The organism is Thermodesulfobacteriota bacterium, assembly GCA_040757775.1.
Taxonomy (GTDB): Bacteria; Desulfobacterota; UBA8473; order UBA8473; family UBA8473; genus UBA8473.
The window spans coordinates 32,202-55,826 of the sequence record JBFLWQ010000021.1 but is presented as its reverse complement, the minus strand read 5'-3'; the positions used below and the strand labels follow the sequence as shown (position 1 = coordinate 55,826).

23 protein-coding genes and 1 pseudogene are annotated in these 23,625 nt (G+C 43.3%); 6 read left to right on the top strand and 18 right to left on the bottom strand.

The features are described from left to right. Positions 1–32: 32 nt before the first annotated feature. From AB1401_12195 to AB1401_12180, 4 genes are all read right to left on the bottom strand, one after another. Positions 33–1,757: an ABC-ATPase domain-containing protein gene (locus AB1401_12195; protein MEW6616205.1), complete on the bottom strand. Its 1,725-nt coding sequence runs from the start codon at positions 1,755–1,757 to the stop codon at positions 33–35. 228 nt (positions 1,758–1,985) lie between these two features. Beyond that, positions 1,986–3,134 (bottom strand): MFS transporter, encoded by a 1,149-nt coding sequence (locus tag AB1401_12190; protein ID MEW6616204.1) that lies wholly within the window; start codon positions 3,132–3,134, stop codon positions 1,986–1,988. 19 nt (positions 3,135–3,153) lie between these two features. Beyond that, the gene (locus tag AB1401_12185; protein ID MEW6616203.1) at positions 3,154–5,682 is read right to left on the bottom strand and encodes an AAA family ATPase; all 2,529 of its coding nucleotides are present in this window, start codon (positions 5,680–5,682) and stop codon (positions 3,154–3,156) included. Beyond that, the gene (locus tag AB1401_12180; GenBank protein MEW6616202.1) at positions 5,679–6,803 is read right to left on the bottom strand and encodes a metallophosphoesterase; all 1,125 of its coding nucleotides are present in this window, start codon (positions 6,801–6,803) and stop codon (positions 5,679–5,681) included. Before AB1401_12180 ends, AB1401_12185 begins: the two co-directional genes overlap by 4 nt. A 255-nt stretch (positions 6,804–7,058) precedes the next feature. On the opposite strand from AB1401_12180, the gene AB1401_12175 reads away from it, so the two are divergent. After that, positions 7,059–8,450 carry a CoA-binding protein gene (locus AB1401_12175; protein MEW6616201.1) on the top strand — a complete coding sequence of 464 codons (1,392 nt, stop codon included), beginning with the start codon at positions 7,059–7,061 and terminating at the stop codon, positions 8,448–8,450. Between the two features lie 46 nt (positions 8,451–8,496). Beyond that, positions 8,497–9,897 (top strand): amino acid permease, encoded by a 1,401-nt coding sequence (locus AB1401_12170; GenBank protein ID MEW6616200.1) that lies wholly within the window; start codon positions 8,497–8,499, stop codon positions 9,895–9,897. A gap of 60 nt (positions 9,898–9,957) precedes the next feature. Here the strand turns inward: AB1401_12170 and AB1401_12165 are convergent, their stop codons facing one another. The 14 genes and pseudogenes from AB1401_12165 to AB1401_12100 all read right to left on the bottom strand — a co-directional run bounded on the left by AB1401_12165 (position 9,958) and on the right by AB1401_12100 (position 20,110). After that, complete coding sequence (locus AB1401_12165) at positions 9,958–10,698, bottom strand: class I SAM-dependent methyltransferase (protein MEW6616199.1); 741 nt, start codon at positions 10,696–10,698, stop codon at positions 9,958–9,960. 44 nt (positions 10,699–10,742) lie between these two features. Next, positions 10,743–11,081: a helix-turn-helix transcriptional regulator gene (locus AB1401_12160; GenBank protein ID MEW6616198.1), complete on the bottom strand. Its 339-nt coding sequence runs from the start codon at positions 11,079–11,081 to the stop codon at positions 10,743–10,745. Beyond that, positions 11,074–11,169: pseudogene (locus tag AB1401_12155) on the bottom strand (type II toxin-antitoxin system RelE/ParE family toxin). Before AB1401_12155 ends, AB1401_12160 begins: the two are co-directional and overlap by 8 nt. Beyond that, entirely contained in the window at positions 11,166–12,416 is a 1,251-nt protein-coding gene (locus AB1401_12150) for an FAD-dependent oxidoreductase (protein ID MEW6616197.1), read from the bottom strand. The pseudogene AB1401_12155 and the gene AB1401_12150 overlap by 4 nt, the downstream one beginning before the upstream one ends. Position 12,417: 1 nt before the next feature. Next, positions 12,418–12,924, bottom strand: coding sequence for a 4Fe-4S dicluster domain-containing protein (locus AB1401_12145; GenBank protein ID MEW6616196.1), 507 nt, complete (start codon positions 12,922–12,924; stop codon positions 12,418–12,420). 195 nt (positions 12,925–13,119) lie between these two features. Next, on the bottom strand, positions 13,120–15,036 hold the full coding sequence (gene cooS, locus AB1401_12140; GenBank protein MEW6616195.1) for an anaerobic carbon-monoxide dehydrogenase catalytic subunit: 1,917 nt from the start codon (positions 15,034–15,036) through the stop codon (positions 13,120–13,122). Positions 15,037–15,127: 91 nt separating this feature from the next. Next, on the bottom strand, positions 15,128–16,159 hold the full coding sequence (locus AB1401_12135; GenBank protein ID MEW6616194.1) for an HD domain-containing phosphohydrolase: 1,032 nt from the start codon (positions 16,157–16,159) through the stop codon (positions 15,128–15,130). Between the two features lie 109 nt (positions 16,160–16,268). Then, positions 16,269–16,508, bottom strand: a complete 240-nt coding sequence (locus AB1401_12130; protein MEW6616193.1) for a hypothetical protein — start codon at positions 16,506–16,508, stop codon at positions 16,269–16,271. A gap of 172 nt (positions 16,509–16,680) precedes the next feature. Beyond that, on the bottom strand, positions 16,681–16,926 hold the full coding sequence (locus AB1401_12125; GenBank protein MEW6616192.1) for a CopG family transcriptional regulator: 246 nt from the start codon (positions 16,924–16,926) through the stop codon (positions 16,681–16,683). A gap of 77 nt (positions 16,927–17,003) precedes the next feature. Further along, positions 17,004–17,663 (bottom strand): endonuclease III domain-containing protein, encoded by a 660-nt coding sequence (locus tag AB1401_12120; protein MEW6616191.1) that lies wholly within the window; start codon positions 17,661–17,663, stop codon positions 17,004–17,006. A gap of 27 nt (positions 17,664–17,690) precedes the next feature. Next, positions 17,691–17,882, bottom strand: coding sequence for a CooT family nickel-binding protein (locus tag AB1401_12115; GenBank protein ID MEW6616190.1), 192 nt, complete (start codon positions 17,880–17,882; stop codon positions 17,691–17,693). Next, entirely contained in the window at positions 17,875–18,294 is a 420-nt protein-coding gene (locus tag AB1401_12110; protein ID MEW6616189.1) for a DUF3842 family protein, read from the bottom strand. Before AB1401_12110 ends, AB1401_12115 begins: the two co-directional genes overlap by 8 nt. 230 nt (positions 18,295–18,524) lie before the next feature. Continuing rightward, positions 18,525–19,439: an NAD-dependent epimerase/dehydratase family protein gene (locus AB1401_12105; protein ID MEW6616188.1), complete on the bottom strand. Its 915-nt coding sequence runs from the start codon at positions 19,437–19,439 to the stop codon at positions 18,525–18,527. Between the two features lie 38 nt (positions 19,440–19,477). After that, a complete protein-coding gene (locus tag AB1401_12100) occupies positions 19,478–20,110 on the bottom strand; it encodes an HAD family hydrolase (protein MEW6616187.1) in 633 nt (210 codons plus the stop codon). Between the two features lie 509 nt (positions 20,111–20,619). Here AB1401_12100 and larE point away from each other — a divergent pair. The 4 genes from larE to AB1401_12080 all read left to right on the top strand — a co-directional run bounded on the left by larE (position 20,620) and on the right by AB1401_12080 (position 23,621). Then, positions 20,620–21,426 (top strand): ATP-dependent sacrificial sulfur transferase LarE, encoded by an 807-nt coding sequence (gene larE / locus AB1401_12095; GenBank protein MEW6616186.1) that lies wholly within the window; start codon positions 20,620–20,622, stop codon positions 21,424–21,426. Next, complete coding sequence (locus AB1401_12090) at positions 21,416–21,775, top strand: septum formation initiator family protein (GenBank protein ID MEW6616185.1); 360 nt, start codon at positions 21,416–21,418, stop codon at positions 21,773–21,775. The genes larE and AB1401_12090 overlap by 11 nt, the downstream gene beginning before the upstream one ends. Positions 21,776–22,014: 239 nt before the next feature. Then, entirely contained in the window at positions 22,015–23,076 is a 1,062-nt protein-coding gene (gene pilM, locus AB1401_12085; protein MEW6616184.1) for a type IV pilus assembly protein PilM, read from the top strand. Continuing rightward, positions 23,073–23,621, top strand: a complete 549-nt coding sequence (locus AB1401_12080) for a PilN domain-containing protein (protein ID MEW6616183.1) — start codon at positions 23,073–23,075, stop codon at positions 23,619–23,621. The genes pilM and AB1401_12080 overlap by 4 nt, the downstream gene beginning before the upstream one ends. The last annotated feature ends 4 nt before the right edge of the window (positions 23,622–23,625 follow it).

Genomic DNA, 23,625 nt, shown 5'->3' with positions numbered 1-23,625 from the left:
AATCGCTGAATTGAATACCACATAGCGACACATCACCTTACCCTTAACGTCCTCATCCTGTTTATAGCCGCTGCCACCTCAAATATCCTGGGAAGGGCGTAATTGCCCATCTTATTATGGGAGAGTATGTCCAATCCTCCCTTTCCCAAATCATTCATTACTTTATTCAAGCCATCTCTAAGGGGATCCCCTTCCCTCAAGTATTTCTGGGAATAATAGTGGATTATCTCTCCTATAGCCCTCGTCTGACTCATATCAAGAAGCTGTTCAACATGAGACAGGTCAATGGAGATCCTACCGTAAAGGATAGTCCTCAAACCTTTAGCATCTATCTTTACATCTCTCTTGCCCCTCTGTGGATTGAAACTCTCTGACAATGGAACACGATGGGATACCTTACCAAAATTGCCTCCCCCCTCCTTTTTTCGTTCACCTGGAAAGCTTTTTATTATCTCCCTGGTTTGATTAGTAACATCCATTGGTCGGTATTCGTCCAGCATCAAGACCGTGTCTGCCACATCGAAATAGTCTCCGGACCCACCCATAACAAGGACAGTAGAAACACCCAGTTCTTCGTACAGTTGTCTCACCTTATCAATAAAGGGGGTAATAGGCTCTTTGTCCTTGGAGACCAGTTCCTGCATGCGGAGATCCCTTATCATAAAGTTTGTAGCAGAGGTATCTTCATCCATCAGGAGAACCGATGCCCCTGCTTCCAGTGCCTCCATTATATTTGCCGCCTGAGATGTGCTTCCACTGGCATTATCGGTAGAGAACGCAGCAGTCTCCTTTTCAAAAGGGAGATTCTGTATAAAAGGGCTTATGTCCACTTTTTCAATCCGTCTTCCGTCCTCAGCCCTTATCTTCACCGCTGCCGGATGTGTTACCACATTCTCCCTTCCATCTCCAGGAATATGGCAATATACACCCCTTTCTACAGCATTCAGGAGGGTGGATTTTCCGTGAAATCCACCTCCCACTATCAGAGTAACCCCTTTTGGGATACCCATTCCTTTTATCCTCCCTCTGTTCGGGGTCGTTAACTCCACTTCAAGGGATGGAGGGGATTGGAATGAAACAACATGGCAGGAATGCTCCAGAGAAGGCAACAGAGGACGATCATCTACCCCGCTTCTGCGGGGAAGAATGGAACCATTGGCTATAAACGAAATTAAATCAGAATCCTCTAATTTTCCCCGAATGAATTCCTGATCCTCCACCACTTCTACATGACCTGCCAGTTCCTTTGAGTTCAGACTACGGAACACCAGAGACCTTTTCGCAAGCACAGGGACTTCATGTAAGAACATATCAGAAGCCTCCCGTGAGAGAACGGTTCTTCCTGAAGCAGGCAAACCCATTACAAACCTTGCCTCAACAAAATCCCTGGTTATCAGGACAGAAGTCCTCTCCAACACCTCCTGGCATGGGGCATCGATCCCTATGACTCCGCTGTTCCCTATCCCCCTGCCACCTTTGACAGAGCTCTTTATATTTCTCTGGAATTGCCTTGTAAGGTAATCTCCCAAGGCAATTCTCCTTGTCCTGGTGTTCAACAGCTCATCCGGGAATCCTGCTATTCTCTGAGAAACCCTGACCCTAGCTCTTGAAGGAGAGGCAAAAGGGTCGCCCTGAACATGGTCTATAAAGAGAGTGAAGTCTGAGAAGTCATATTCTCCCTCTATGTCTTTATATGCCTTATATCCTCTGCGATCAATACGGTCTAATATCCTTCGCAGGTCTTCTCTGGATCTCATATTTTTCCGGTTCTTCTCCCTCATTTAGTTTATACTGAAAAATGAAAAATTTCCTTTGGAGCAAACATGGGCAGGATTTTTGGGGTACCCATCTTGGCGAGCGTAATGCAGAAAATTCACATGTTTGACCCGCCAGAGGCGGGGAGTTTGTGAATTTTCAATAGAGCAAGCTTAGATGGGTCAAAAAACCTGAACCAGAGAGCGGAAAAGGTAATTTTTCAGGATGGACTATTTATGTTTCACAAACCAGACAAAAAGCCCAATGGATACAAACCCTGCAAACCCTCCAAAGAGGAAAATGAAATCTATTCCCAGAAAATCCATAAGGATTCCCCCGAGCAGCGGACCCCCGGCAACACCCAAACTCATGGACATGTCGAATACCCCCATTATAGCCCCCATACCCATATTCCTTCCCTCTTCTATTGCTAAGGCAGTTGTCGCAGGTAAAGAGATGGCTCCGGCAACTCCCATTGCCATGTTTAAAACCAACAAATGAGTGAAATCAGATGTATAAGGTATCAGTAATATTGCCAGGGAAGCTATAAACCCTCCGACAATAACCAGCTTTTTTCGACTCACCCTGTCTGCCAATTTTCCAAAGGGTGCCTGCAGAAAGGAGGTCAGTAATATATTTGCTGAGATCAAAAGCCCTATTTCAGAACCGCTCAATCTAAGGTATTGGTGGGCAAAGACAGGCAGAAAGGTCGCAACCATCCCCCTTCCCATAGAATTGATGAGCCTGAATGCTGTTATCCCCTTAACTATGTTGTTGTTCAGCATCGTCCAGTAAGACATCCTGGGATTTCCCCACTGTTTCTTATACAGATGGAGTTCAGGGAGAAATAACAGAACCAGTACAAAGGCTATAAAGCTCAGCCCCCCCATAGCATAAAAGGCTGCATTCATGCCGAAATGGTCCTTTAAAGCCCCACCCATAAAAGGACCAACACCAAACCCGGCAAATAGAGAAATATTAAATGCCCCTATAAATGTCCCTTCTTTATTCACGGGCGATATTTCACCTATGTAAGCCATTGCTATGGGGACAATCATGGCTCCAAAAAAACCCTGCAAAAAACGAAATATGGCAAGCTCATAAACATTACCCGCATAGATATAGATAATTGAAACCAGGGCATATCCAAACAGTCCGATGCAGATGAATATCTTTCTGCCCTTTTTATCAGACAGCCTGGTTATGAGAGGCACGAATATAGAACGGGAGATGGCAAAGCCAGAAAAGATTATACCCAGCCAGATTCCGGTGGCTCCGAGGTTCTGGGCATAAAGGGGAAAGAGAGGGACGATGATCCCTATCCCAATCATAGCAGAAAAAACAGCCAAAAACAACGTTATGAATACCCTTTTTACCAATCAGATACCTCTCCAGCCCTCAGTTTATCTCAAAAATCCTGCGGTTATTGTCCCAATTAAAAAGCTTCACTGAGTAACCTCTGGATTTTTTTAGCTCTCTCCCCCATTCCATGTATTCCGGATGACAGCTAAAGAATATTACCTGTCTGCTCTCGGCTAACTCCTCAAGTATCTTTAAAGATTTCGCCTGGCAATGGGGATCATAGTTGGCAAAGGAATCGTCTATCATCAACGGCAGGGTTACACCCTTTCCCAACAGTTCCAGAGAGGCAATTCTGAGGCTGAGGTAGAGCTGATCAATGGTTCCAAGACTGAGACTGGCTATGGGGATACTGCTGTTAACCTTCGAGGAAAGGATTATCTTTGGCCATGCTTTGACCAACTGGACACTGTCAAACTCCTCCGGCACAATCTCTTTAAAGTATTGATTGGTTGTCTTCTCCATCTCTGGCAGATACTCTTCCTGTAACTCTCTTACCGCTTCTTCAAAGGTTGCTATAGCCTTTCCGTAGGCTTTATAGATTAAATCCAGTTCCTTCAATCTGCCTTCGATATAGGTCCTTCTCTCCTCCAGCCCTACAGGGTCTTGTATTGTGTCTTTCAGGGTATCCAGCCTCTCCTTCGCCCTTATCAACTCGTGCTCATCACCCTTGAGTTTTGGTTCCAGTTCTTTCTCAACCTGTCGCCACTTTTCTGTCTCTTCTGTAGCAGGACAGAAAGAAGTCAAATCAGACTCGGTCAATTCCAGATTGTATTGACGGACTCTGCTATCCAGAGTCCTCTGTTTACCCTCCAACTCCTTTAGCCCCTCTTTACCCAGGATTCCCTGCCTTTCGGATTCTCTGTTTCTCTTTTCATCTGTCAGTCTTTGATAATCATTCAATCTCTCTCTCAGCTCACTTACAGAACCCGTACTGGTATCATTGAGGACATTCCTGAACATCCCTTCATACATTTCGTATTGCTCATTAGCCTCCAGGAATTCTTCTTCGGTATCAGCGACATTTGAGTCAAGAACAGATTTTAGCCCGCTCAATTCCTTATATCTCCCCCATTCCTTCTTTAAAGTTTCAATGTCCTTCTGCCGGGTATCCTGAAGAAGAGCGATAATCCTCTCCTCTATATCTCTCAACTGGGCATGGTTTCTTTCGATACCATCCCTCAATATCCGGAGTCTGGTTGACAGCCGTCTTTTATTTTTCAATGCAGGATACAATGCCAGAAGGAACGTCGAAACCCCTATCAGGACAAGCAGCCCTCCAATCCATTTTAACATTCCATGGAGGCTGAACAACAGAATTATCCCTGCTAAAGAGAGCAGTACGCCGCCAATCTTTCCCCATAAAGGAATTCTGGAAGACTGATACTCTGATTCCACACTGGTCAACTCGGCATTAGCAGCCTCAATCTCTTCTTTAATCTCTGAACTGCGATACTCCCACCCTGGAAGGTCCTGATCGATGGATTTTCCACAATTCTCAACTGGCTTCAATCTGTCGAGCTCTATCTGAACCTTGTGCCTCTCTTCCCCGGTTATTTTCTTCTTTTTCTCCAATCTTATGAGTTTATCCTCTATAGCCTCTTTAGACGCTATCCAGTCAGGCACTTCATTCTTTATGATATCCCTATGACCTTCGATAGACTGTAATGCCTCAATTCTCTTATTAATCCTGGAAAGGCTTTCATCAATTGCTTTAACCCTTTGAATTTGCTCTGAAATCCTATCTAAATCTTCAGCAGACTTCTGTAGCTCTTTCTGGATATTACTCTTCTTTTCTAGTTTCTCCAGCAAATATCTGACCTCTTTCAGTTGTTCTCTCTCTACTGGAATCTCCTCTTCCAGTTTACTTATAGTATCTGTCAGCCTTGATAGCTCTTTAAATCCGTCTTTTGCATGTTCGAAGGCAGAAGTAACTGACTCTCTCTCCTCCTGGAGTATGTCATATTCCCGTTTCGTGGTCGGGGTATGCCTTATTTCAGTTGTTTTTGAAGCCTTTATTGCGAGTCTTTTTGTCCTGAAGATATCTATTATCTCTTTTGCATTGCTCTTGATGGAACCCGTAAACACCCTCTGGATTAAATGCCCTACCTCGGACAGATTCTCGCTTACCTTAGACAGCTCCTGCTGTCTTATACAGCAGGTAGAGGTAAACAGACCCAGATTTTCCATGCCGGTGTGCTCAGACACATACTGTTTTACCTTTTCTGAGTCATTTGTTAACTCTCTATATGTCTCATTATCAACAAGTTCTCCGAAGGAAACCCTGTTCTTTATAAAATCCCTTTCGATTTGAAAGAGCCTGCTGTTAACCTGGTATCGAATTACTGTACAGAACTCGTTGGGATTGGTCCATGACCACACAAAAGACCTGTTCAGCCGCTCACTCTGTTTACCCATGCCAAAAAGCCCGATCACAAGTGCATCCTGAAGGCTTGATTTACCAGCCCTGTTTCTTCCAACAAGTATATTAATATTATCGCCAAATTCCACTCTCTGGTTATCAGAGTAAACCCTTATTCCGGCAAATTCGATGGACCTGATTTTCATTTCTTTTCGGCCTCTCTGATGGCATTGATTCCAAGGTTAAGGGCTGTCTTAAGAAGCTGCTTTTCCTCCTCATTCTCTGCTCTGTCTATCTGGTCTTCTAATTTGCGGCAGAACCTTCCGATTATGAACCTTGGATCCACAGGAATGTCTATGGGGGTATCTAACTGGTTTTTATTGATCTTCAACATGTAGAAGTACCCACTGAACCTCTCCTGTAACTCGTCAATGGTCTCTAATATATCCATTGTCGGCTTGCCGGTCAGGTTAAGTTTGAGAATCTTATTATCACCGGCATGCTCCCTGATCTTCATCTCCAGCGTGTCTTTTTCCTGGAAGTGTGTACAGTCAATGTTTAATATCTCTATGATCTTCCTTTGAACCTCTTCAATGGTTATGTTAACTTCACCGTGGTCAGAGATCTCCCCCAATATTACATACCGCTTCCCGGCATTTCGCTCATCCAGGTTCAGTCCCTCCGGGACACCGGGATAGAAACATACCCTTTTCTCCTCTGAAAAAATCTCCATGTGCCGATGGTAGTGCCCCAGGGCTATATAGTTGAATGGCAATCTTTTCAGCTCTTCCAATGAGAAAGGCTGATCCCGGTACTCCTGATTTGGATACTCATATGAACCGTGAAAAAGCAGGATAGAGTTTTGCTGACTGATCTTGAATTCAGGTCTCTCAAACAACCTGGAATTGGATTGATGCCTGTTGTAAGCACATCCGGCTACTGAGACTTTGAAACGCTCAAGACCTATTGTTTCAAACTCTGAAGAAGTAAATATGTGGAGGTTCCGGCCAAGAGAACTAAATTCTCTATCCCAGATTCCATCTGGAATATAATAATCGTGATTCCCGGGGGTTATGAAAATAACCACATTGTTATCGCTTAACATCCTGAAGGTTTCAAAGACAAATTCCAGATCCTTTTTGGATGGATTGGGTGAATTAAACAGATCGCCGGATATAAGAAAAAGATTAACACCCTTTTCTATAGCCAGACTCGCTATTCGACGAAAGGTGAGACGGATGTCTTCCCTCCTTTCTTCCCCTTTTTCATCGAATTGATCAAACTCTCTTCCTAAATGGATGTCGGCAGTATGTATAAATTTAATCATAATAGAAACCTACCATAAAAAAATTCTCTTTGTCAAAGCTATTTTCAGTGTCTGAATCACAGACCCCGACTTCTGACTTGACACAGATATTAACTCTTATATATACTGCTTCAATCTATTGATGGACTCGCAAAAAGTCCTGTTTCGTCATTCCGAGGATCGAAAGCAACGAGGAATCTTTAACGATATCAGATTTCTCGTCCACCAGAGGCGGACTCGAAATGACATGAGGCCAGGATATTATCAGGAGGGATAATGGAACACGTACTAAAGGCGTTCTTAGAACCAAAAAGTATTGCAATAGTTGGAGTCTTCAAGACACCTAATAAAGCAGGACACCTTATCACAAGAAACTTAAGAGAGTTCGGCTTTAATGGAAAGATATATCCCGTTAATCCTGAAGGAGGTGATGTTTTAGGGTTTAAAATATACAAAAGCATCAAAGATCTCCCTGAAAATATAGACCTTGCCGTCTCTCTGGTGCCTGCAGATAATACCCCTAAATTGCTGCACGACTGTGCAGCCAAAGGAACCAGGAATGTATTGCTGGTCTCCGGAGGGTTTTCTGAATCTGGTGAAGCTGGGTCAAAACGGCAGATGGAGGTAGTTAACCTGGCAAAACAGAAGGGAATAAGAATAATGGGGCCCAATGCAGTTGGCCCTGTTAATACCTTTAACAACCTTGTGCTCCACTTTTATCCCCTGGATTACCTTAAGGAAGGAGGAGTAGCATTTATAGCTCAAAGCGGCCAATTCTGCTGTCCTGTTATGGAATATATTATATCATCTATGCATGTCGGGATAAGCAAATCCATAGACCTTGGAAACTGCTGTGATATAGACGAAGCTGAGGTAATGGAATATCTGGAAGAAGACCCTGAAACAAGGGTTATTGCTATGTATATGGAGAGCATTAAGGCAGGCAAACGATTTTTAGAGGTTGCAAAAAAGGTTTCTAAAAAGAAACCTATAGTGGTATTTAAAACAGGAAGGACGGAGGATGGACAGAAGACCGCTGCTTCTCACACAGGTGCTATAGCCGTAGATGACACAATATTCGATGTTGCGCTCAGGCAGGCCGGGATTATTAGGGCTCAAGACCTGGATGAATTCCTTGATTTTACAAAGATATTTGACTCTTTACATACACCAAAAGGCAACAGGATAGCGGTTATAACTTACAGTGGAGGTATTGGGTCAATGGTTGCCGATGCCTGTGAAGAGTTTGACATGAAACTGGCTGAATTCTCAAAGGACACCATTGAAAAGATTAAACAGGTCTTGCTTCCGTCCACAAAGATAGCAAATCCCTTAGACTGTTTTTCTGTTGGATTCCCACCGAATATTAATGATGTATACGGTGTACCTCTGGTTGCCTTTATGCATGAACCCAATGTGGATATTGTCCTTTTCTGCCTCATGGTAAACAGGCGGATTTGGAAAATAGATTTAAAACAAGTGTTAAGTGACTTAAAGCAATGCCAGAATAAACCGGTGGTAGGATGGGTAATAGGTGAGGATAAGGTGGTGAGAGAACATACCAGGATACTTGAAGAAAACGGTATCCCTGTATTTGCATCCCCTGAAAGGGCAATAAGGGCATCAGGTGCCTTATGGAGATATTATTCCCGTATCTTTGAAGGATAGGGGCTAAAACTGGAGTGGGTAATTTTTCAGGTCGGCGAGATCAGCGATGGAAGATAGTTCAAATAACAGTGACTTGAAAAGAGAAGTAGGCCTGTTTTCTGCATTCATTCTGGTGGTTGCCAACATAGTAGGAACAGGAATATTTACTACATCCGGCTTTATTATAAGGGAACTTGGCAACCCTCAAAGTATGCTCCTTTGCTGGTTTCTCGGTGGTCTCTTTGCCCTTTCAGGTGCACTCTGTTATGGGGAACTCGGCGCCATCTTTCCCAGGGCAGGAGGAGAATATGTCTTTTTAAGGGAGAGCTTTGGGAGGGGGGTAGCATTTCTATCCGGATGGATATCCCTCATTGTTGGATTCTCAGCCCCTATAGCCGCAGCTTCCATTGCCTCTGCCACCTACCTTTTACGTACCCTGCCAGCTCCACTAAACCCAATTATCACTATTCCATGCTCTGGTATTAATATCCTTACCATATCACCGATTACCGTACTGGCCGCAGCAATTATCATCATCCTCTCTCTGATTCATTATCACGGTCTGTCTTTGGGGACATTCATTCAAAACTCTCTCACTGTATTCAAAATAACCGTTATTATCGCTCTTATTGTAGCCGGTCTATCCTTTGGCAGTGGTTCATTAAGCAACCTTTCTGAAGGGATGAATTTAAAATCAATTTTAACTGACAAGTTTGCAATATCGCTAATATTTATCTCTTTTGCTTACAGCGGCTGGAACGCTGCTGCCTACCTGGGGAGTGAGATTAAAAAGCCAGCCAGGAATATTCCTCTTTCCCTTTTTTATGGCACATTTTTTGTGATGGGTCTCTATATGCTTTTAAATATTCTGTATATCTATGCCCTCCCCGTAGAAGATATGAGTGGTGTTCTGGAAATAGGAAATCTGGCTGCTGTTTCGCTATTCGGGGAACATGTGAGCAGATATTTCACAGCAGCCATTGCTATAGGCATTCTGTCAGCTCTGAGCGCCATGATAATGACCGGACCCAGAGTCTATTATGCCATGTCCAGAGACGGTGTGTTTTTTAAGCTTTTCAGTAAGGTGAGCAGTATTCACAGAACGCCAGCCCATTCCATTTTTCTGCAGGGTGCTATTGCTGTATTAATGGTTATTACATCCTCCTTTTATAAATTACTCCTCTACATTGGATTTACACTGGCATTGTTCTCTATGATAACAGTGATGGGGATGATTGTTCTAAGGATAAAAAAACCTTTCCTGAAACGCAGCTACAGAACGTTTGGATACCCGATTACACCGTTGTTATTTATCTCGGGGAATCTATGGATTATCTATTTTTCCATAAAGAGCAAACCTATTATTTCGCTTTTTGGTATAGGAACAATAGGATTAGGTTTTTTGTTTTACCTGTATTTCAAGATAAGGAACAATACGGCGAAAAGGGAAATTTTCAGGGGAGACTAACTATAGCAGTATTCTGTGCCAACAACACACTTAAGTGTGTTGTTGTATGTGTTTCGACATCTATTGCTTCTTATAGACAGTAATCCTCTTTCCTATTCTGCCTGCTGAATTCAGCTCCTTAAATGCTTCGTGTTCAATATAGCCAACGAGTATGGCTCCAGGCTTCAACTCTTTAGCCAATTTATCTTCAAGACGTTTCTCTTCAAAGCTGCCGCTCATAAAATAGTAGATAACATCGTATCCGGAAAAGTCCGCATCAAAGAAATCACCTCTGATAAGTTCTGTTTTAGACAGGTCAAACCTCTTGGACAGTTTTTCCCGAGCCTTGAGACTCGAATTAAATATATCCTCATCGAATTCAATCCCGGTTGAGGCAGCACCAAAAAGAGATGCTAAAAAAACCACCCTTCCATCACCACTTCCAAGGTCGAGAAAGTGAACTCCCGGTTTCAATACTTTGTTGAAGGCTGTCAATACGTTTGGGTCCTTTATTCTGGTTGGAACAAAGATACCTTTTTCGACATAATAGCCCCCTGTTTTATAACTGAACAATTGATTCTCAATCTTCTTTGACAGGGACTGGTCACACGCTTCTACTATAATATCCAGCATTTCCTCTGTAATTACCTGAGATGACTGAGTATGAACAGGAAATAGACCTCCTTTAATTGAGGACTTATCCTCTGCAATGCAATAAGGGGCTATAGAATAAGAAATAAAGAAGAAAAAAATAGACAGGACAAACCTTAGAAGCAAAGTATCGTTTTTTTTGTTGGTATGAACAGCTTTTATATTTGACATTATATTCTCGTCAATAATTGTATTGCCATCATCCAACATAAACTTCACCGGGAAAGCCGCTTTTTGGGCAATCCGGTGGAACGTATTGTTGGGCAAGCTTTAGGGACTAATTTGATTTCCAAATCGCAGCCTACGGCTTGTGCATACTGAATATGCTTGTCTGCAGATTCCAGCCGTGATACTGCACTTTTTGTCGTTCCCATTAGTTCTGCAACAGCCTCTTGAGTGAGGCCGGACTTTGAGCGCGCCGATAGCATCTCACGGGCAAGGAGATATTCTCCCTCCAAATTTTCGTATGCTTTACGGAACCCTTCACGCTTCTTAGCCTTCTTGAGAAATGCTTTATGATCATGAGAAACGGGTTCATATTTTAAGTCAGCCATTTCGAACCTCCTTCATTCTTTTCCGGGCTATCCTTAGTTCCCGCTCAGGAGTGTATTGAGTCTTTTTGATGAACGCATGGAGCATTACCTTAAAAAGTAACCATAATGAAGTCGATGATTTACTATATCTGACTTTATATCCTTTACAGGCATCCTTTCACGAATTATGTAACGGTATAATCCTGCCTTCGAGATATCACCGATAAATAGGGCGCCAACAAGCCTGGTTCCGTCCGGGGTAAAAACCAATTTACGATAGGTCTTTGGAGTGGCTCTAATGTGTGTCTCATAATCGGTCCCCTTCGTATGGACGATACCCATAGACACGAATGGTTCATCAGCCACCTGGGTTGCATTTAAAATGCCAAAGGTTCCTGAATAAATACTTGGCTGGCCCGCCATATTCCGTCCGGCACAGTTACCCATCTCCGCTGCATTAGTCCAGAGCCCGGTTACAATTCTTTCTCCTGTAATTGGATCAAATGTCACTGCCACATCCCCGGCTGCAAAGACATTCTGAATATTGGAGCGGGTGAACTTGTCAACTACCACGCCCTGGTCTACAAGGATACCGCTTTTGTCAAGAAATTCTACATTGGCACGGATTCCCTTGCCGATACAAACCATTTGACAGGCAATCTCCCTGCCACTCTCCAGCAGTACTCCAATGACCCCTGTGGAATCGGATAAGATTTGGGTAACATTCGATCCAGTCATCAATTTCATGCCTGCTTTATTTAAAGCTTCACGAATCAATACTGTATCGTCAGGCTCCATCAGCCTTGAGAGAACATTAGGGGATTTCACGATTAATGTTACATCCAGTCCTCGTTCAAGCAAAGCAAAGGCTGCTTTGAGATTTAATAAACCTCCTCCCAGCATCACAGCATGTCTGGCAGTCTCTGCTCTACGAGCTATGGCACGGGCATCGGCAATGGTCCGTAATACAAAGACACCTTCAGCTTCCACCCCTTTGATGTCAGACGGAATATTAGGCAGACTGCCGGTGGCAACAAGCAGTTTATCGTATAGCAATTCCTCACCACTCTTAATAGAAACCTTTTGCTCGGCTGTATTCACTGCCTTCACTCTGGAATCAAGTCGGACACCAATATTGGCACCCTGGTAGGGTCCCTGACCTATAAGCATCATCTCCGGGAACTTCTTTTTGCCGTTTATGATAAAAGGGACCATAGGCCGGAAATACGGCATATCCTGTTCTTCTGATAGGACTATGATAGAACCCTGTGAATCCAGTTTCCGAATTGCCTCTGCAGCTGCCATTCCGGCTGCGCTTGCCCCAATGACAACATATTGCATCTGTTTTACTGCCACATTATCTCCCTTCTCCAGAGACCATCTCTCTGGCCACATCTTGACGGACATCACCAGAAAATGCCGCAACGCTCCGATAAACCAGAGCCTGGGTGGGACAGGCATCCACGCAGGCAGGAGACTGAATGTCCGGACATCGGTCACAGCGATACGCCTTGCGGGTCTCCAGATGTCGTCCAATAACACCATAGGGACAAACCATTACACACGTCCAGCATCCTATACACTTATCACTGTTGGTTATGACAATTCCTTCCTCGGTACGACTGATAGCACCACTTATGCAGGCGTGCATACATGGGGCATCCTCGCAGTGGCGGCATAATATCGGAACCTTACGATCCGGGGGCACCCATTCCACATAGACACGGGTTTTAGGGGTTGGCTGTTCTGAGATGGCTTCGAACAGGTTTTTGCTTTTGGAGTGTTCTACTGAACAAGCAATTTTGCAGGTATGACATCCCACACAACGATCCAATCTGACAAATATCTCTTTTGACTGAGACATAATAGCCTCCTATTCCTTTTGTCAACTACTATCGGCTAAAGCCGATAGCTTTTTCTTTACTACTCTCGAATCTTGGAATCCTCGACCTCTCAAACCCTTACGGCGCAAAAGATCGAACTGAAACCCTTCCGCCTCAGGCAGAAGGGTTTTCCTCCCATTCCCCGAGAGGGACAATAATGTATGGTTTCCCGTTATCTAGCTCAGTCCCAAACCAGCCCGACGGGCATCAATGGCACTGAGAAGCTTGTCTGCTGAAGAATCAGGGTCAAGATCTACAATAAAGTAGCCGCCTGTTAAGTCCTTTACCTTTTCTGTTAATACCTGTGTTACCAAAGGGCTGCCCAGAACAGGGAGCATTACGCCTACGTGGGTTGGTAATCCTGCGGCAACCGCATAGGCACCAATGGAGACAGCCTTTTCAGATACAGCCTCTGCCGCTGAAGCCACCACAGGAAGCTTATCAGTATCAACTCCCAGATAATTGGCAACAGCAACAGCTAAAGCCACTGCCCGTGAGTTATCTACACATGAACCCATATGCAATACAGGCGGCAGAGGGCCACCCAGGTTATTTGCTTCCCCTATGGCTGTCAGGACGGCTTTAAGCCCATTGCCACATAATTCGTCCACATTGGCAGGATTCATAAAACCATGGCGCATGAGCGCACCGGCTCCACAACCTGTGGCAACCACCAAGACATTCTCCTTCAGCAATTTTCGCGCAATAACTGTAAAATTCTTATCCTGAGGTACCTTAACATTATTACACCCGGCAAAAAGACATACACCTCTGATGTTACCGGCCTTTATATTGTCAATGAGAGGCTTGAGGGGGTCTTTAGCATCCAGCCTGGATAATGCCGCAACAATGGCTTCTACCGAGAATCCGGCAACGACCGGAGTTTTAATATTCGGAATGTCCACAGGTCTTTTTACCCTCTTAGAAAAGTTTTTAACAGCAATACTGATAACTTGCCTTGCCTTTTCCGCTGCCGCCTCTTCTGAAAAGTCTACATGGGTGGCACCTGAGATCTTACATATATCCATAGTAGTAACAACTGTAGTACCCATACATTCAGCTACAGTAACCAGAGAAGGCATAATACATTGGTAATCAACTACCATGGCATCCAACGCCCCGGTCATGATAGCCATCTCCTGACTGACTGAGTGGGTACAGGATGGAATGCCATGACGCATCATTACCTCATTGCCCGTACAGCATATCCCCACCAGGTTGATACCTGAGGCACCGGCTGTCCTAGCCTCTTTCTCCATTTCCTTGGCAACGGACACTATCACATCGGACAAAACCGGATTGTGACCATGGACTGCTATGTTAACCGCATCAGCCCTTATCACCCCCATGTTTGCCTCTGTCACAACAGGCTTGGGAGTCCCAAAAAGGATATCGGCTAAATCTGTCCCCATGTAGCAGCCAGCCAGATCGGCAACACCACAGCGCAGTCCACCCAGCAGCAGGTTGACTGCATCAGCATCCACACCGTAGAGGGTACGGTGCATAATCTCAGAAATCTCATGATCGATGCCTTTTGGTACCAGACCCAGGTCAGTCAGGACTTTGACACGACCCGTAGTCACTACAGTCGCTGCCCATAAGACAGGGGTGTCCTTCTCATGGAAATCCTCAAGGGCTGCTTTAGCCACATCCAGCGCAATGTCATTTTCTTTTCGTCCTTCGACCGGGATACCTAAACGGGCAGCCACCGCCTTTAGCTTCTCCACATCCCTGACCATATAATCCCGGGCATTACCCTCTGCCATCTTCAATATTGTATGTGCCAGATGTCTGGCATGTCCGGAATGGGCTGCTGTCCCGGCGGCAATAGCCCTGTCTATGCCCCTGGCAACCATAACATCTGCACTGGCACCGCAAATCCCGGTCTTGGGCTCATCCCCAAACGGATCGATTCGACATGGTCCTTGCAGACAGTGCCGGCAGCAAAGGCCCGTCTCTCCAAAACCGCACTGTGGCATCATAGCATCATACCGATCCCAAACCGTTGTTACATCCATACCTTTTGCCTTATTTATCATCTCTTGAACCGCAGGATCGGTGCTCTTCTTTGAATTTTCCTTACTATCCGACATAATCTATTCCTCCTTATATAATAAAGAATAACTACCTAACTTAACCCTTTGAAAACACAAGAATTTTAGTATGTTACATAAGCTAGCTTTGTTACTCAAACTTAAACCCCTTCTCCTTAAAGAGCCTTATGCAAGCACCTACCACATCCGCATCGTACAGGATACCGCTGTTCATAGAGATTTCCTCCAACGCTCCATCCAGGCCTATAGCCGCACGGTAAGGCCGGTGTGAAGCCATGGCTTCAACAACATCAGCAACAGCCAGGATTCGTGCTTCCAGCAGGATAGCCTCCTTACACAGACCAGCAGGATACCCCGATCCATCCATCCTCTCGTGATGTTGAAGAATGGTCTGGGCAATTGGCCAGGGAAATTGTATATCCTTCAGTATATCGTAACCAACTTGGGGATGCACCTTAATCAGACTGAACTCGATCTCACTTAATCGGCCAGGCTTACTGAGAATCTCTGCCGGCACAGAAATTTTGCCGATATCGTGTACAATCCCTGCTAAGCTAATCCCACGAACCTGATCTTCTGAAAGGTCTATCTCTCTGGCTATGGCTGAAGCAAGGCTGGTTACCCGTTGCTGATGACCGGCAGTATGGGGGTCGCGCATTTCAACTGTCGTTGCCATGGCTTCAATAGTTGACTCCATAGCCTTTATTAGCTTCTGCGTATTCTGTCTGCGTTCTTCCTCCACCTGCTTGTGCTCGGTAATGTCCTCAAATATCCCCAGTACACCAATGATATTGCCCTGCTCGTCACGGTAAGGCACCTTGATCGTATGAACCCATCGCTCCTCACCGGCAACCTGGCATTTTTCCTCGATGTCAATCAACTTCCCGGTGTCTATAACTGTCCTGTCGTCGGCACGGTATTTTTCAGCCAGTTCACTGGGGTAAAACGCAAAATCGTCTTTGCCCACAATCTCTTCCGGTTTAATCCCCAGGCTATGAGCATAGTTCGCATTGCAGGAGAGATAGACCAAGTTTCTGTCTTTGATAAAGATAAGATGCGGCAGATGCTCTACCAGACTGCGATTGAACATTTCACTCCTGCGCAGGGCCTCTTCCGCCTGTTTGCGCTCGGTGACGTCCTCTGTCTTTTTCCTGCCTTTCATAGCTCGCCTCTTTTAACGACTCCAGCAGCAGCAATACATACCCCATTCCAAAAGTCTCTTTTGATTAGAAGCCCCATCCTCCTTATATTAATAGGTTGGTAGAGAGGCTTCAAATTCTAAAAGGATTCTTAATGGTCACTCTATTAATTGTCTGTCCATGAGACAGGTCCTCAGACAGCAATATTACAGTGCCACTCCTTATAGCTGCCTCAATAATCAGTGAATCCCAGAAGGAATACCCGTACCTTAAAAGAATCTCTATGGCTTCTAAAATAGACTCACCATCATTAATCACAACATCCCATTTCAAAAAATCACTCACAATTTCCCTGGCTAATCTTTTATCCAATGGTTTTGATAGCTTTTGGGTGACGGCAACAAAAAATTCCTGGAGTACCTAGGTACTTATGACCCCCAACCCTGAATCCCATAAATCAACGAGGATTTTCTTGGCTATTTCGTGTTTTTCTCATGCACTCACATCATAGGCATATATGATGATGTTAGTATCAAGGAAAACTTTATCGTCTGCCATGAACTTCTTCCCTCGTGGTTGTAATGTGTCCTTTTGTCCCAAGGTCAAGCCCTTCTTTGAGAATTTTTAATTGTCTCCCCCTCGCTTTTTTATAACCATTAGCTCCTCTGACTTTTTCCTCAAGTGATTCTCTTAAGAATTCACTCAGGGATTTTTCTTTGCTTGCGGCAATTATTTTGGCCTTCTTCAATAATGATTTAGGCAGGGATAGAGTTATATTCTGTCTGTCCATAGATATCCTCCTTTTATAAATAACTGATGCATATCAAGTAGTTACGTGAAATGTCAATGGCAAAATAAATAGTTAAATCATAGTGATCTGTCAAGGAAAAATTCAGGTGACGAAATGGGGCAAAGGGTACAGTCTGGTCTTCTTTTACAGAAGTTTTTACCAAGGTGGACTATTAAAGCGTGGTACTCATTGTAAAGCTCAACGTCTTTAGGCAGGTTCTTCATGAACAGGTTCTGGATTTCATGGTAGCTGGTGTTGTCGGAAACAAAATTATGGCGCGCGAAAACCCTTCTGGTATAGGCATCTACTACAAAGACAGGTTTGCATCCTGCATAGAGAAGTATGCTGTCGGCTGTCTCTTCACCTATCCCGTTAACACCCAGGAGCTTCCCCCTCAGAAGCTCCATGCCTTCAGAGAACATCAGAGAAAGGTCCCCATTGTATTCCCCGAATAAAAAATCCATGAATTTTTTTAATCTTCGGGCTTTTATGTTGTAATACCCTGATGGCCTGATAGCCTCTGCCAGTACGGATTCTTCGATACAATACAATCTCTCCGGGTGAAGCAGTTTGTCCTTTTTAAGTATGGTAATGGCCTTTTCTACGTTTTCCCAGGAGGTGTTCTGGGTAAGTATTGCCCCCACTATTACCTCAAAAGGGGTATCACCAGGCCACCATCCCCGCGGCCCAAAAGAATCATATAGCCTCTGGTAAATCAACATCAACGCTTGAAGCAAAAGGTATACCTTCTCAGGGGTCTTACATTAACCTATTTCTTCCAGAAGTATCTTATGGTCAATTAAGGAAATCTTCTTAATCCTGCTGTTCAGTATTTTCTGTTCCCCAAAGATATTCCTGATAAACACTTTGCCGTCTTCAGGCTCTATAATATCTACACTTTCCAGGATTAGTTCTTCCTCGCCATCTCGTTCCAAATATGCATTAGCTTCACACATTGTTTACCCACTCCTTAAGTTTTTCAGTTACCAGGCACTCTACCAAATGTGGTAAGGGTTCGGGAGCAACTCCCACAATCTCTACCTTTTCTTGCAACATAGGCAAGAGTAACTTTTTTGCCGGGCTGGAAGAAATAGCCTCAGCCATCTTTGGCGTAAGTTCCCCCATCATTGAATTGGCAATAACTATCCCCAGTGACCCTATGATTATATCGGCTGAAGGAACTGTTCTAACTATTGCATTCTCACCTGTTGCTCCTTTATTAGCCTTCGCTCTCATCATGGCAGAGGTAGCGATTGAATTGGTCCCCAGGGCTATTATTTCAATCCTCTCCTGAAACTCCTCTTTCAATCTCCTGATGAGGGCACTGCCAATGCCACCACCCTGTCCGTCAATAACACATATACGCATTATAGAAATCCAAATTCCTGGTTTTTATTTTAAAAGTCGACTACCATAAGCTAAAGCTGATGGCTTAAGGGTTCAAGGATTCAAGGGATCAAGTTCCCACGTTCTCGGCATCTTGAACCCTTACGGTGCAAAAGATCAAACTGAAGTCTTTCCGCCTCAGGCGGAAGGGTTTTTCTCCCATTCTCCAAAGGAGACAATAACACCGTAACTTATGGATGTCAAATAATTAGTTAGCCCTGAAAAAAGGCAAGTGTTCGTCCGAGCCCCTCCTTCAATGAAACCCCCGGCTCCCATCCAAGCTCTCTTTTAGCCTTTGACCAGTCTAAGACGCTACGGAATTGCTCTCCCTTTTTAGCCTCTCCATGGACAGCTTTAACTTTAGATTCTGCAAGAGTCTTTATCTCTGCAAACAGACTGTTAACAGTGGTTTCTATCCCTGTCCCAATATTGAACTCCCCAAAAACATCCCTCTGTAAAGTGAGTATGTTTGCCCTTGCTACGTCTTCCACAAAAACATAATCGCGGGTCTGTTCTCCACTTCCATTTATAACAGGCTGATCCCCTGCCAGCATTTTTTGGGAAAATATTGCAACAACCCCGGCTTCCCCATACGGATCCTGTCTTGGCCCGTATACATTACTGTACCTCAGAGAGACATAATTTAGACCATAGGTTTTGTGATAATAATAGAGATACTTTTCACAAGTCAATTTGGTAATACCATAAGGGCTTAGAGGTTTGGTGGGATGGGTTTCATCTGCAGGGAAACAACTCTGTTCACCATAAATTGCCCCTCCTGTAGAAGCAAAGATAAACTTTTTAACCCCATTTTTGATAGAATTTTCCAGCAGATTCAAGGTACCGCCAATATTTATATCCATATCATAAAGAGGGTCTTCAACAGAATCTCTGACATTTACCTGTGCTGCATGATGGATCACTGCTTCCGTTCTCTCCCTTTCCATGATTTCTTTTATAACCGAATCCCTTATGTCTTCCTTGTATAATACAGCCTTTGGATTCAGGTTTTCCTCTTTTCCTGATGAGAGGTTGTCTATTACAATCACTTCATGGCCTTTATCAATCAACATATCAGATACATGTGAACCGATAAACCCTGCACCACCTGTTAGCAAAACCTTCACCTTTTGATTCCTCCAATACTCACTTTCACATTTTTTTCCTATAACCCAAGGATACATTTAAGCTCCAGATGGGTCATTATCTTCAAAGGAGTATATAAGCTATTTTTATACGCAATAAACCCTACTCCCCCATTTTTAGCTGTTTCCATGTCTATCTCAGAATCTCCTATATACAAAGCTGCCTCTTCAGGTAATTTAAAATGATCCATGATTTTCAAAAGACATTCGGGATGAGGTTTGGGCATCTTCACATCCAGGGATGTAACCGAATACTGGAAATACTTCTCGAGGTCAAAACGGCGGAGGATAGTCTGTAAAGTGATGCCCCTGTTGGTAGCAATAGCTACATAATAGTTGTCTTTCAGCAACTCCAGCATTTCAATAAGCCCTGGTTCTATTTCCATGTACTGCAAATAAGGGGTATAGTCAAGACGGCTCGTAAATTTATGTGCCTCACTCAGTCTTGTATCTTCTTTAAAGAGAATGTCTATTACCTGTTTACTCGTATGGGTATGGGCAATATGGGTCAAAAGGGGATCTTTTTCATCTATAGGGGGCTTTCCAAATTTATCAAGTATAAAATTGTAATATGCCAGGTTTGCCCTTCTGCTTTCAAACATAACCCCGTCACAATCATAGATAACAAGCTTTACTTCCCTGTAAATCCTCAACTGGTACTGTCTCCCGATCTACAATTATTCTTCTGTAATTGCTCATGACGGCTACGTCACCCACGAACGATGAAAATTGATTTATGAAAATAGTAGGGGCGACATTTATGACGCCCGTATAATGCTGTGTGGTTCAATTATTTAAAGAGTACGGCAAACTAGACAATTTGTCAAGCAGCTTATCGCTTCGGGGATTTATCTGGAGCATAGTCTTAACCTATTGAAGAAACTAGATTTTTCTTGACAAAGCAAGGAATAGGCATCTAAAATACTTAAACGTCATTCCGAACCCCTAGCCCGTCATTCCGAGCAAAGCGAGGAATCTTGTTACCTCGCTTAAGGTAAACTCCGTAAGGAGCCTTGTTACTTTGCTCGGGGCAGGCTCCGTTAGGAATCTTAATATCTTAACATTACTGACGATTAAGATTTCTCGTCCACCAGAGGCGGACTCGAAATGACAAAAAAGGGAATTACGATGCAGTCTCCTGGTCAAGGGACTCTATACTGGCATGATTGATATAATAGATGAAAAGTTTGAAAGGCTGAAAGAGATAATCAGGGGTATGGGCTCTGTACTGGTTGCATTTTCCGGAGGGGTAGACAGCACCTTCTTACTAAAGGTTGCCCATGACGAATTGGGAGACAAAGTCTTAGCCCTAACCGGACTTTCTCCTACCTACCCGGAGTATGAATTTGAAGATGCCCAGAGACTGGCTTCAGAGATAGGTGTCAGACACTTGATTGTCCAAACCAATGAATTAGAGATGCCGGATTTCTATAAAAATACCAGGAGGAGATGCTATTACTGCAAAAAGGAACTGTTTGGAATATGTATGAAGAAGGCTGAGGATTTCCAGTTAGACTGGGTAGCAGACGGAACAAACTATGTTGATCGGGAAGATTTCCGACCTGGTATGGAAGCGGCAAGAGAGATAGGAATTCGCAGCCCCCTTTTAGAAGCCATGTTTACAAAGGATGAAATCAGAAAATTGAGCAGAAGACTACATCTTTCTATCTGGGACAAGCCTTCTTTTGCCTGTCTGTCATCCCGGTTCCCTTATGGAACAGAAATTACCTATGAACTGTTAAACAAGGTCGGTAAGTGTGAAAGATTCTTAAGGGACATGGGTTTTAAACAGTTTCGCGTAAGATACCACAAAGAGATTGCTAGAATTGAGGCTGATCTTCAGGAGATGCCCAGGTTCTATGATAAAAACACCATGCTCAAGATAGTAACCAAGTTTAAGGAATTCGGATTTACGTATATTACTTTGGACTTAGAGGGATACAGAACAGGGAAAATGAATGAGGCGTAAAAAGAAGATAGATAAGAAATACCTGCTTATTTTACTATTATTAATTCTTGTCATGATATTCTTCACCACCTTCAGGGAACGGGGAATTATCCATATTTACCGTTTATCTAAAGAGAGGGATCAGATAAAGGCACTTAATAATAATATCGAGGAACAAAACCGTAATTTAAAAACAAAGATTTATTCTCTGAAGAAAGACAGAAGTTACATAGAAGGGATAGCCCGACAGGGGCTGGGGTTAGCCAAAGAAGATGAGATTATTTACCAGTTTAAAAGTCCAAAGAATCCAAGGAATGAAAACCTTAATAACAAAAAAAAAGTTAAAAAAGGAATTAGAAATGAATCTTGACACTGCTGCTGGGTTATGATATTTTTTTATTCAATTTTAATTTTAACTACATATCATATTTCATTTGAAAATGCATTTATTCCTGTCATTGCGAATCCGCCAGAGGCGGATGAAGCAATCCCATCCTTTGAGTTTGCTTCGTCATTCGCCTATGGCGAACTCCTCGCAAAGACATTTTCTTTATTCTTTGTGTCTCTTTGAGGTATGTAAGTTTCATTTTATTTTGAGAGTCTTTAACTATGATTTTCTTTCCAAAGAAGGACATTATTGCCATAGATATAGGTTCCAGCTCTGTTAAACTATTGGAACTTCAGGAAATCAAAAATGGCTATCAGCTAAAGAATGTGGGGATTGGCTTCCTGCCTCCAGGTACTATTGTCGATGGAGCCTTAAAGGACCAGAGCGCTGTTACCAATATCATCAAAAATTTAGTGTCGAATCTTGACATAAAAACTAAAAATGTAGCCACTTCAATATCCGGACACTCTGTAATCATTAAAAATATATCTCTGCCCGTTATGAGTGAGAATGAGCTTGAGGAATCAATTAAATGGGAAGCAGAACAGTACATTCCCTTTGAGATTGATGATGTGAATATTGATTTTCAGATACTGGGAGAAAACCCCGAAGACAAGACTCAAATGAATGTACTCCTGGTAGCTGCTAAACAGGACATTATTAACGATTACATTAAGGTAATAAAAGAAGCCGGGTTGAATGCCGTTGTGATGGATGTTGATTCCTTTGCCTTAGAGAATATGTTTGAAATAAATTATCCATATAATGAAGGTGAGGTAATAGCCCTTGTTGATATTGGTGCCAGTATTTTGAACATGACTATTCTTAAAAATGGTATGTCTGTTTTTACACGAGATATATCTATTGGGGGCAATAAGATTACTGCGGAGATTCAAAAGAGGAAGGATATTAGCTACGAGGAAGCCGAACTTCTGAAGATAGGTGGACAGGTCAAGGAGATCGACTATAGAGAGATAGAGGATGTTGTTACGGAGGCATCTCTCTCACTGGCTACAGAGATTCAAAGGTCTATGGACTTTTTCTGGGCAACCTTTGCAGATGAACGCATCAATAAGATATATCTGAGCGGAGGATGCTCAAAGAGCATTGAATTAAAAAGACTCATAGAGGATAGGGTAGCAGATATTCCTGTAGAGGTAGTAAACCCATTTGCAGGTATTGATTTTAGTGAAAAGGCTTTTGACTCAGAATACCTTGAATACATCGCTCCGCTGATGGCTGTGGGTGTAGGTTTGGCATTAAGACGGGCTGGGGACAAATGATAAGGATAAATCTATTACCGATAAGGGAAGCAAGAAAGAGAGAAAGTGCAAGGCAATCTGTATCTATAGGTATTCTCTCTGTAGTATTGTTGGCACTTGTCCTTGGTTATTTTCATATTAATGCATCCAGGAAAATCAACACGCTAAACAATGAGATTAAAAGTACCGAAGATGAGATCAATCGCTTAGATAAAGTAGTGGGAGATGTCAAGGAATATCAAAAAAGGAAGAAAGAATTGGAGGACAAGATTAAGGTTATTGACATGCTGAGTCGTAAAAAGACTGGCCCGGTACAAATACTTTATGAACTCAGTAAAAGCACCCCAAACAGATTATGGATTAGCTCACTGCAAGAAACCGATCTAAAATTAACCCTGAGTGGTATAGCGCTGGATAATGAAACGATTGCCAGTTTTATGAAGAACATGGAAAGGTCAACCTATTTCTCAGATATTGAGCTTATTCAATCACAGCAAGAAATATGGGAAGGTTTGAAACTTAAAAGGTTCGATATCACATGCCAGGTATTACTACCTGAAAAGTAGCGAG

Bases quoted from the DNA above. Each gene is read 5' to 3' on its own strand.
- AB1401_12195 (MEW6616205.1), bottom strand. From the start codon at position 1,757: ATGAGATCCAGAGAAGACCTGCGAAGGATATTAGACCGTATTGATCGC.
- AB1401_12185 (MEW6616203.1), bottom strand. From the start codon at position 5,682: ATGAAAATCAGGTCCATCGAATTTGCCGGAATAAGGGTTTACTCTGAT.
- AB1401_12180 (MEW6616202.1), bottom strand. From the start codon at position 6,803: ATGATTAAATTTATACATACTGCCGACATCCATTTAGGAAGAGAGTTT.
- AB1401_12175 (MEW6616201.1), top strand. From the start codon at position 7,059: ATGGAACACGTACTAAAGGCGTTCTTAGAACCAAAAAGTATTGCAATA.
- AB1401_12170 (MEW6616200.1), top strand. From the start codon at position 8,497: ATGGAAGATAGTTCAAATAACAGTGACTTGAAAAGAGAAGTAGGCCTG.
- AB1401_12165 (MEW6616199.1), bottom strand. From the start codon at position 10,698: ATGTCAAATATAAAAGCTGTTCATACCAACAAAAAAAACGATACTTTG.
- AB1401_12160 (MEW6616198.1), bottom strand. From the start codon at position 11,081: ATGGCTGACTTAAAATATGAACCCGTTTCTCATGATCATAAAGCATTT.
- AB1401_12145 (MEW6616196.1), bottom strand. From the start codon at position 12,924: ATGTCTCAGTCAAAAGAGATATTTGTCAGATTGGATCGTTGTGTGGGA.
- cooS (MEW6616195.1), bottom strand. From the start codon at position 15,036: ATGTCGGATAGTAAGGAAAATTCAAAGAAGAGCACCGATCCTGCGGTT.
- AB1401_12135 (MEW6616194.1), bottom strand. From the start codon at position 16,159: ATGAAAGGCAGGAAAAAGACAGAGGACGTCACCGAGCGCAAACAGGCG.
- AB1401_12125 (MEW6616192.1), bottom strand. From the start codon at position 16,926: ATGGACAGACAGAATATAACTCTATCCCTGCCTAAATCATTATTGAAG.
- AB1401_12115 (MEW6616190.1), bottom strand. From the start codon at position 17,882: ATGTGTGAAGCTAATGCATATTTGGAACGAGATGGCGAGGAAGAACTA.
- AB1401_12110 (MEW6616189.1), bottom strand. From the start codon at position 18,294: ATGCGTATATGTGTTATTGACGGACAGGGTGGTGGCATTGGCAGTGCC.
- larE (MEW6616186.1), top strand. From the start codon at position 20,620: ATGATTGATATAATAGATGAAAAGTTTGAAAGGCTGAAAGAGATAATC.
- AB1401_12090 (MEW6616185.1), top strand. From the start codon at position 21,416: ATGAGGCGTAAAAAGAAGATAGATAAGAAATACCTGCTTATTTTACTA.
- pilM (MEW6616184.1), top strand. From the start codon at position 22,015: ATGATTTTCTTTCCAAAGAAGGACATTATTGCCATAGATATAGGTTCC.
- AB1401_12080 (MEW6616183.1), top strand. From the start codon at position 23,073: ATGATAAGGATAAATCTATTACCGATAAGGGAAGCAAGAAAGAGAGAA.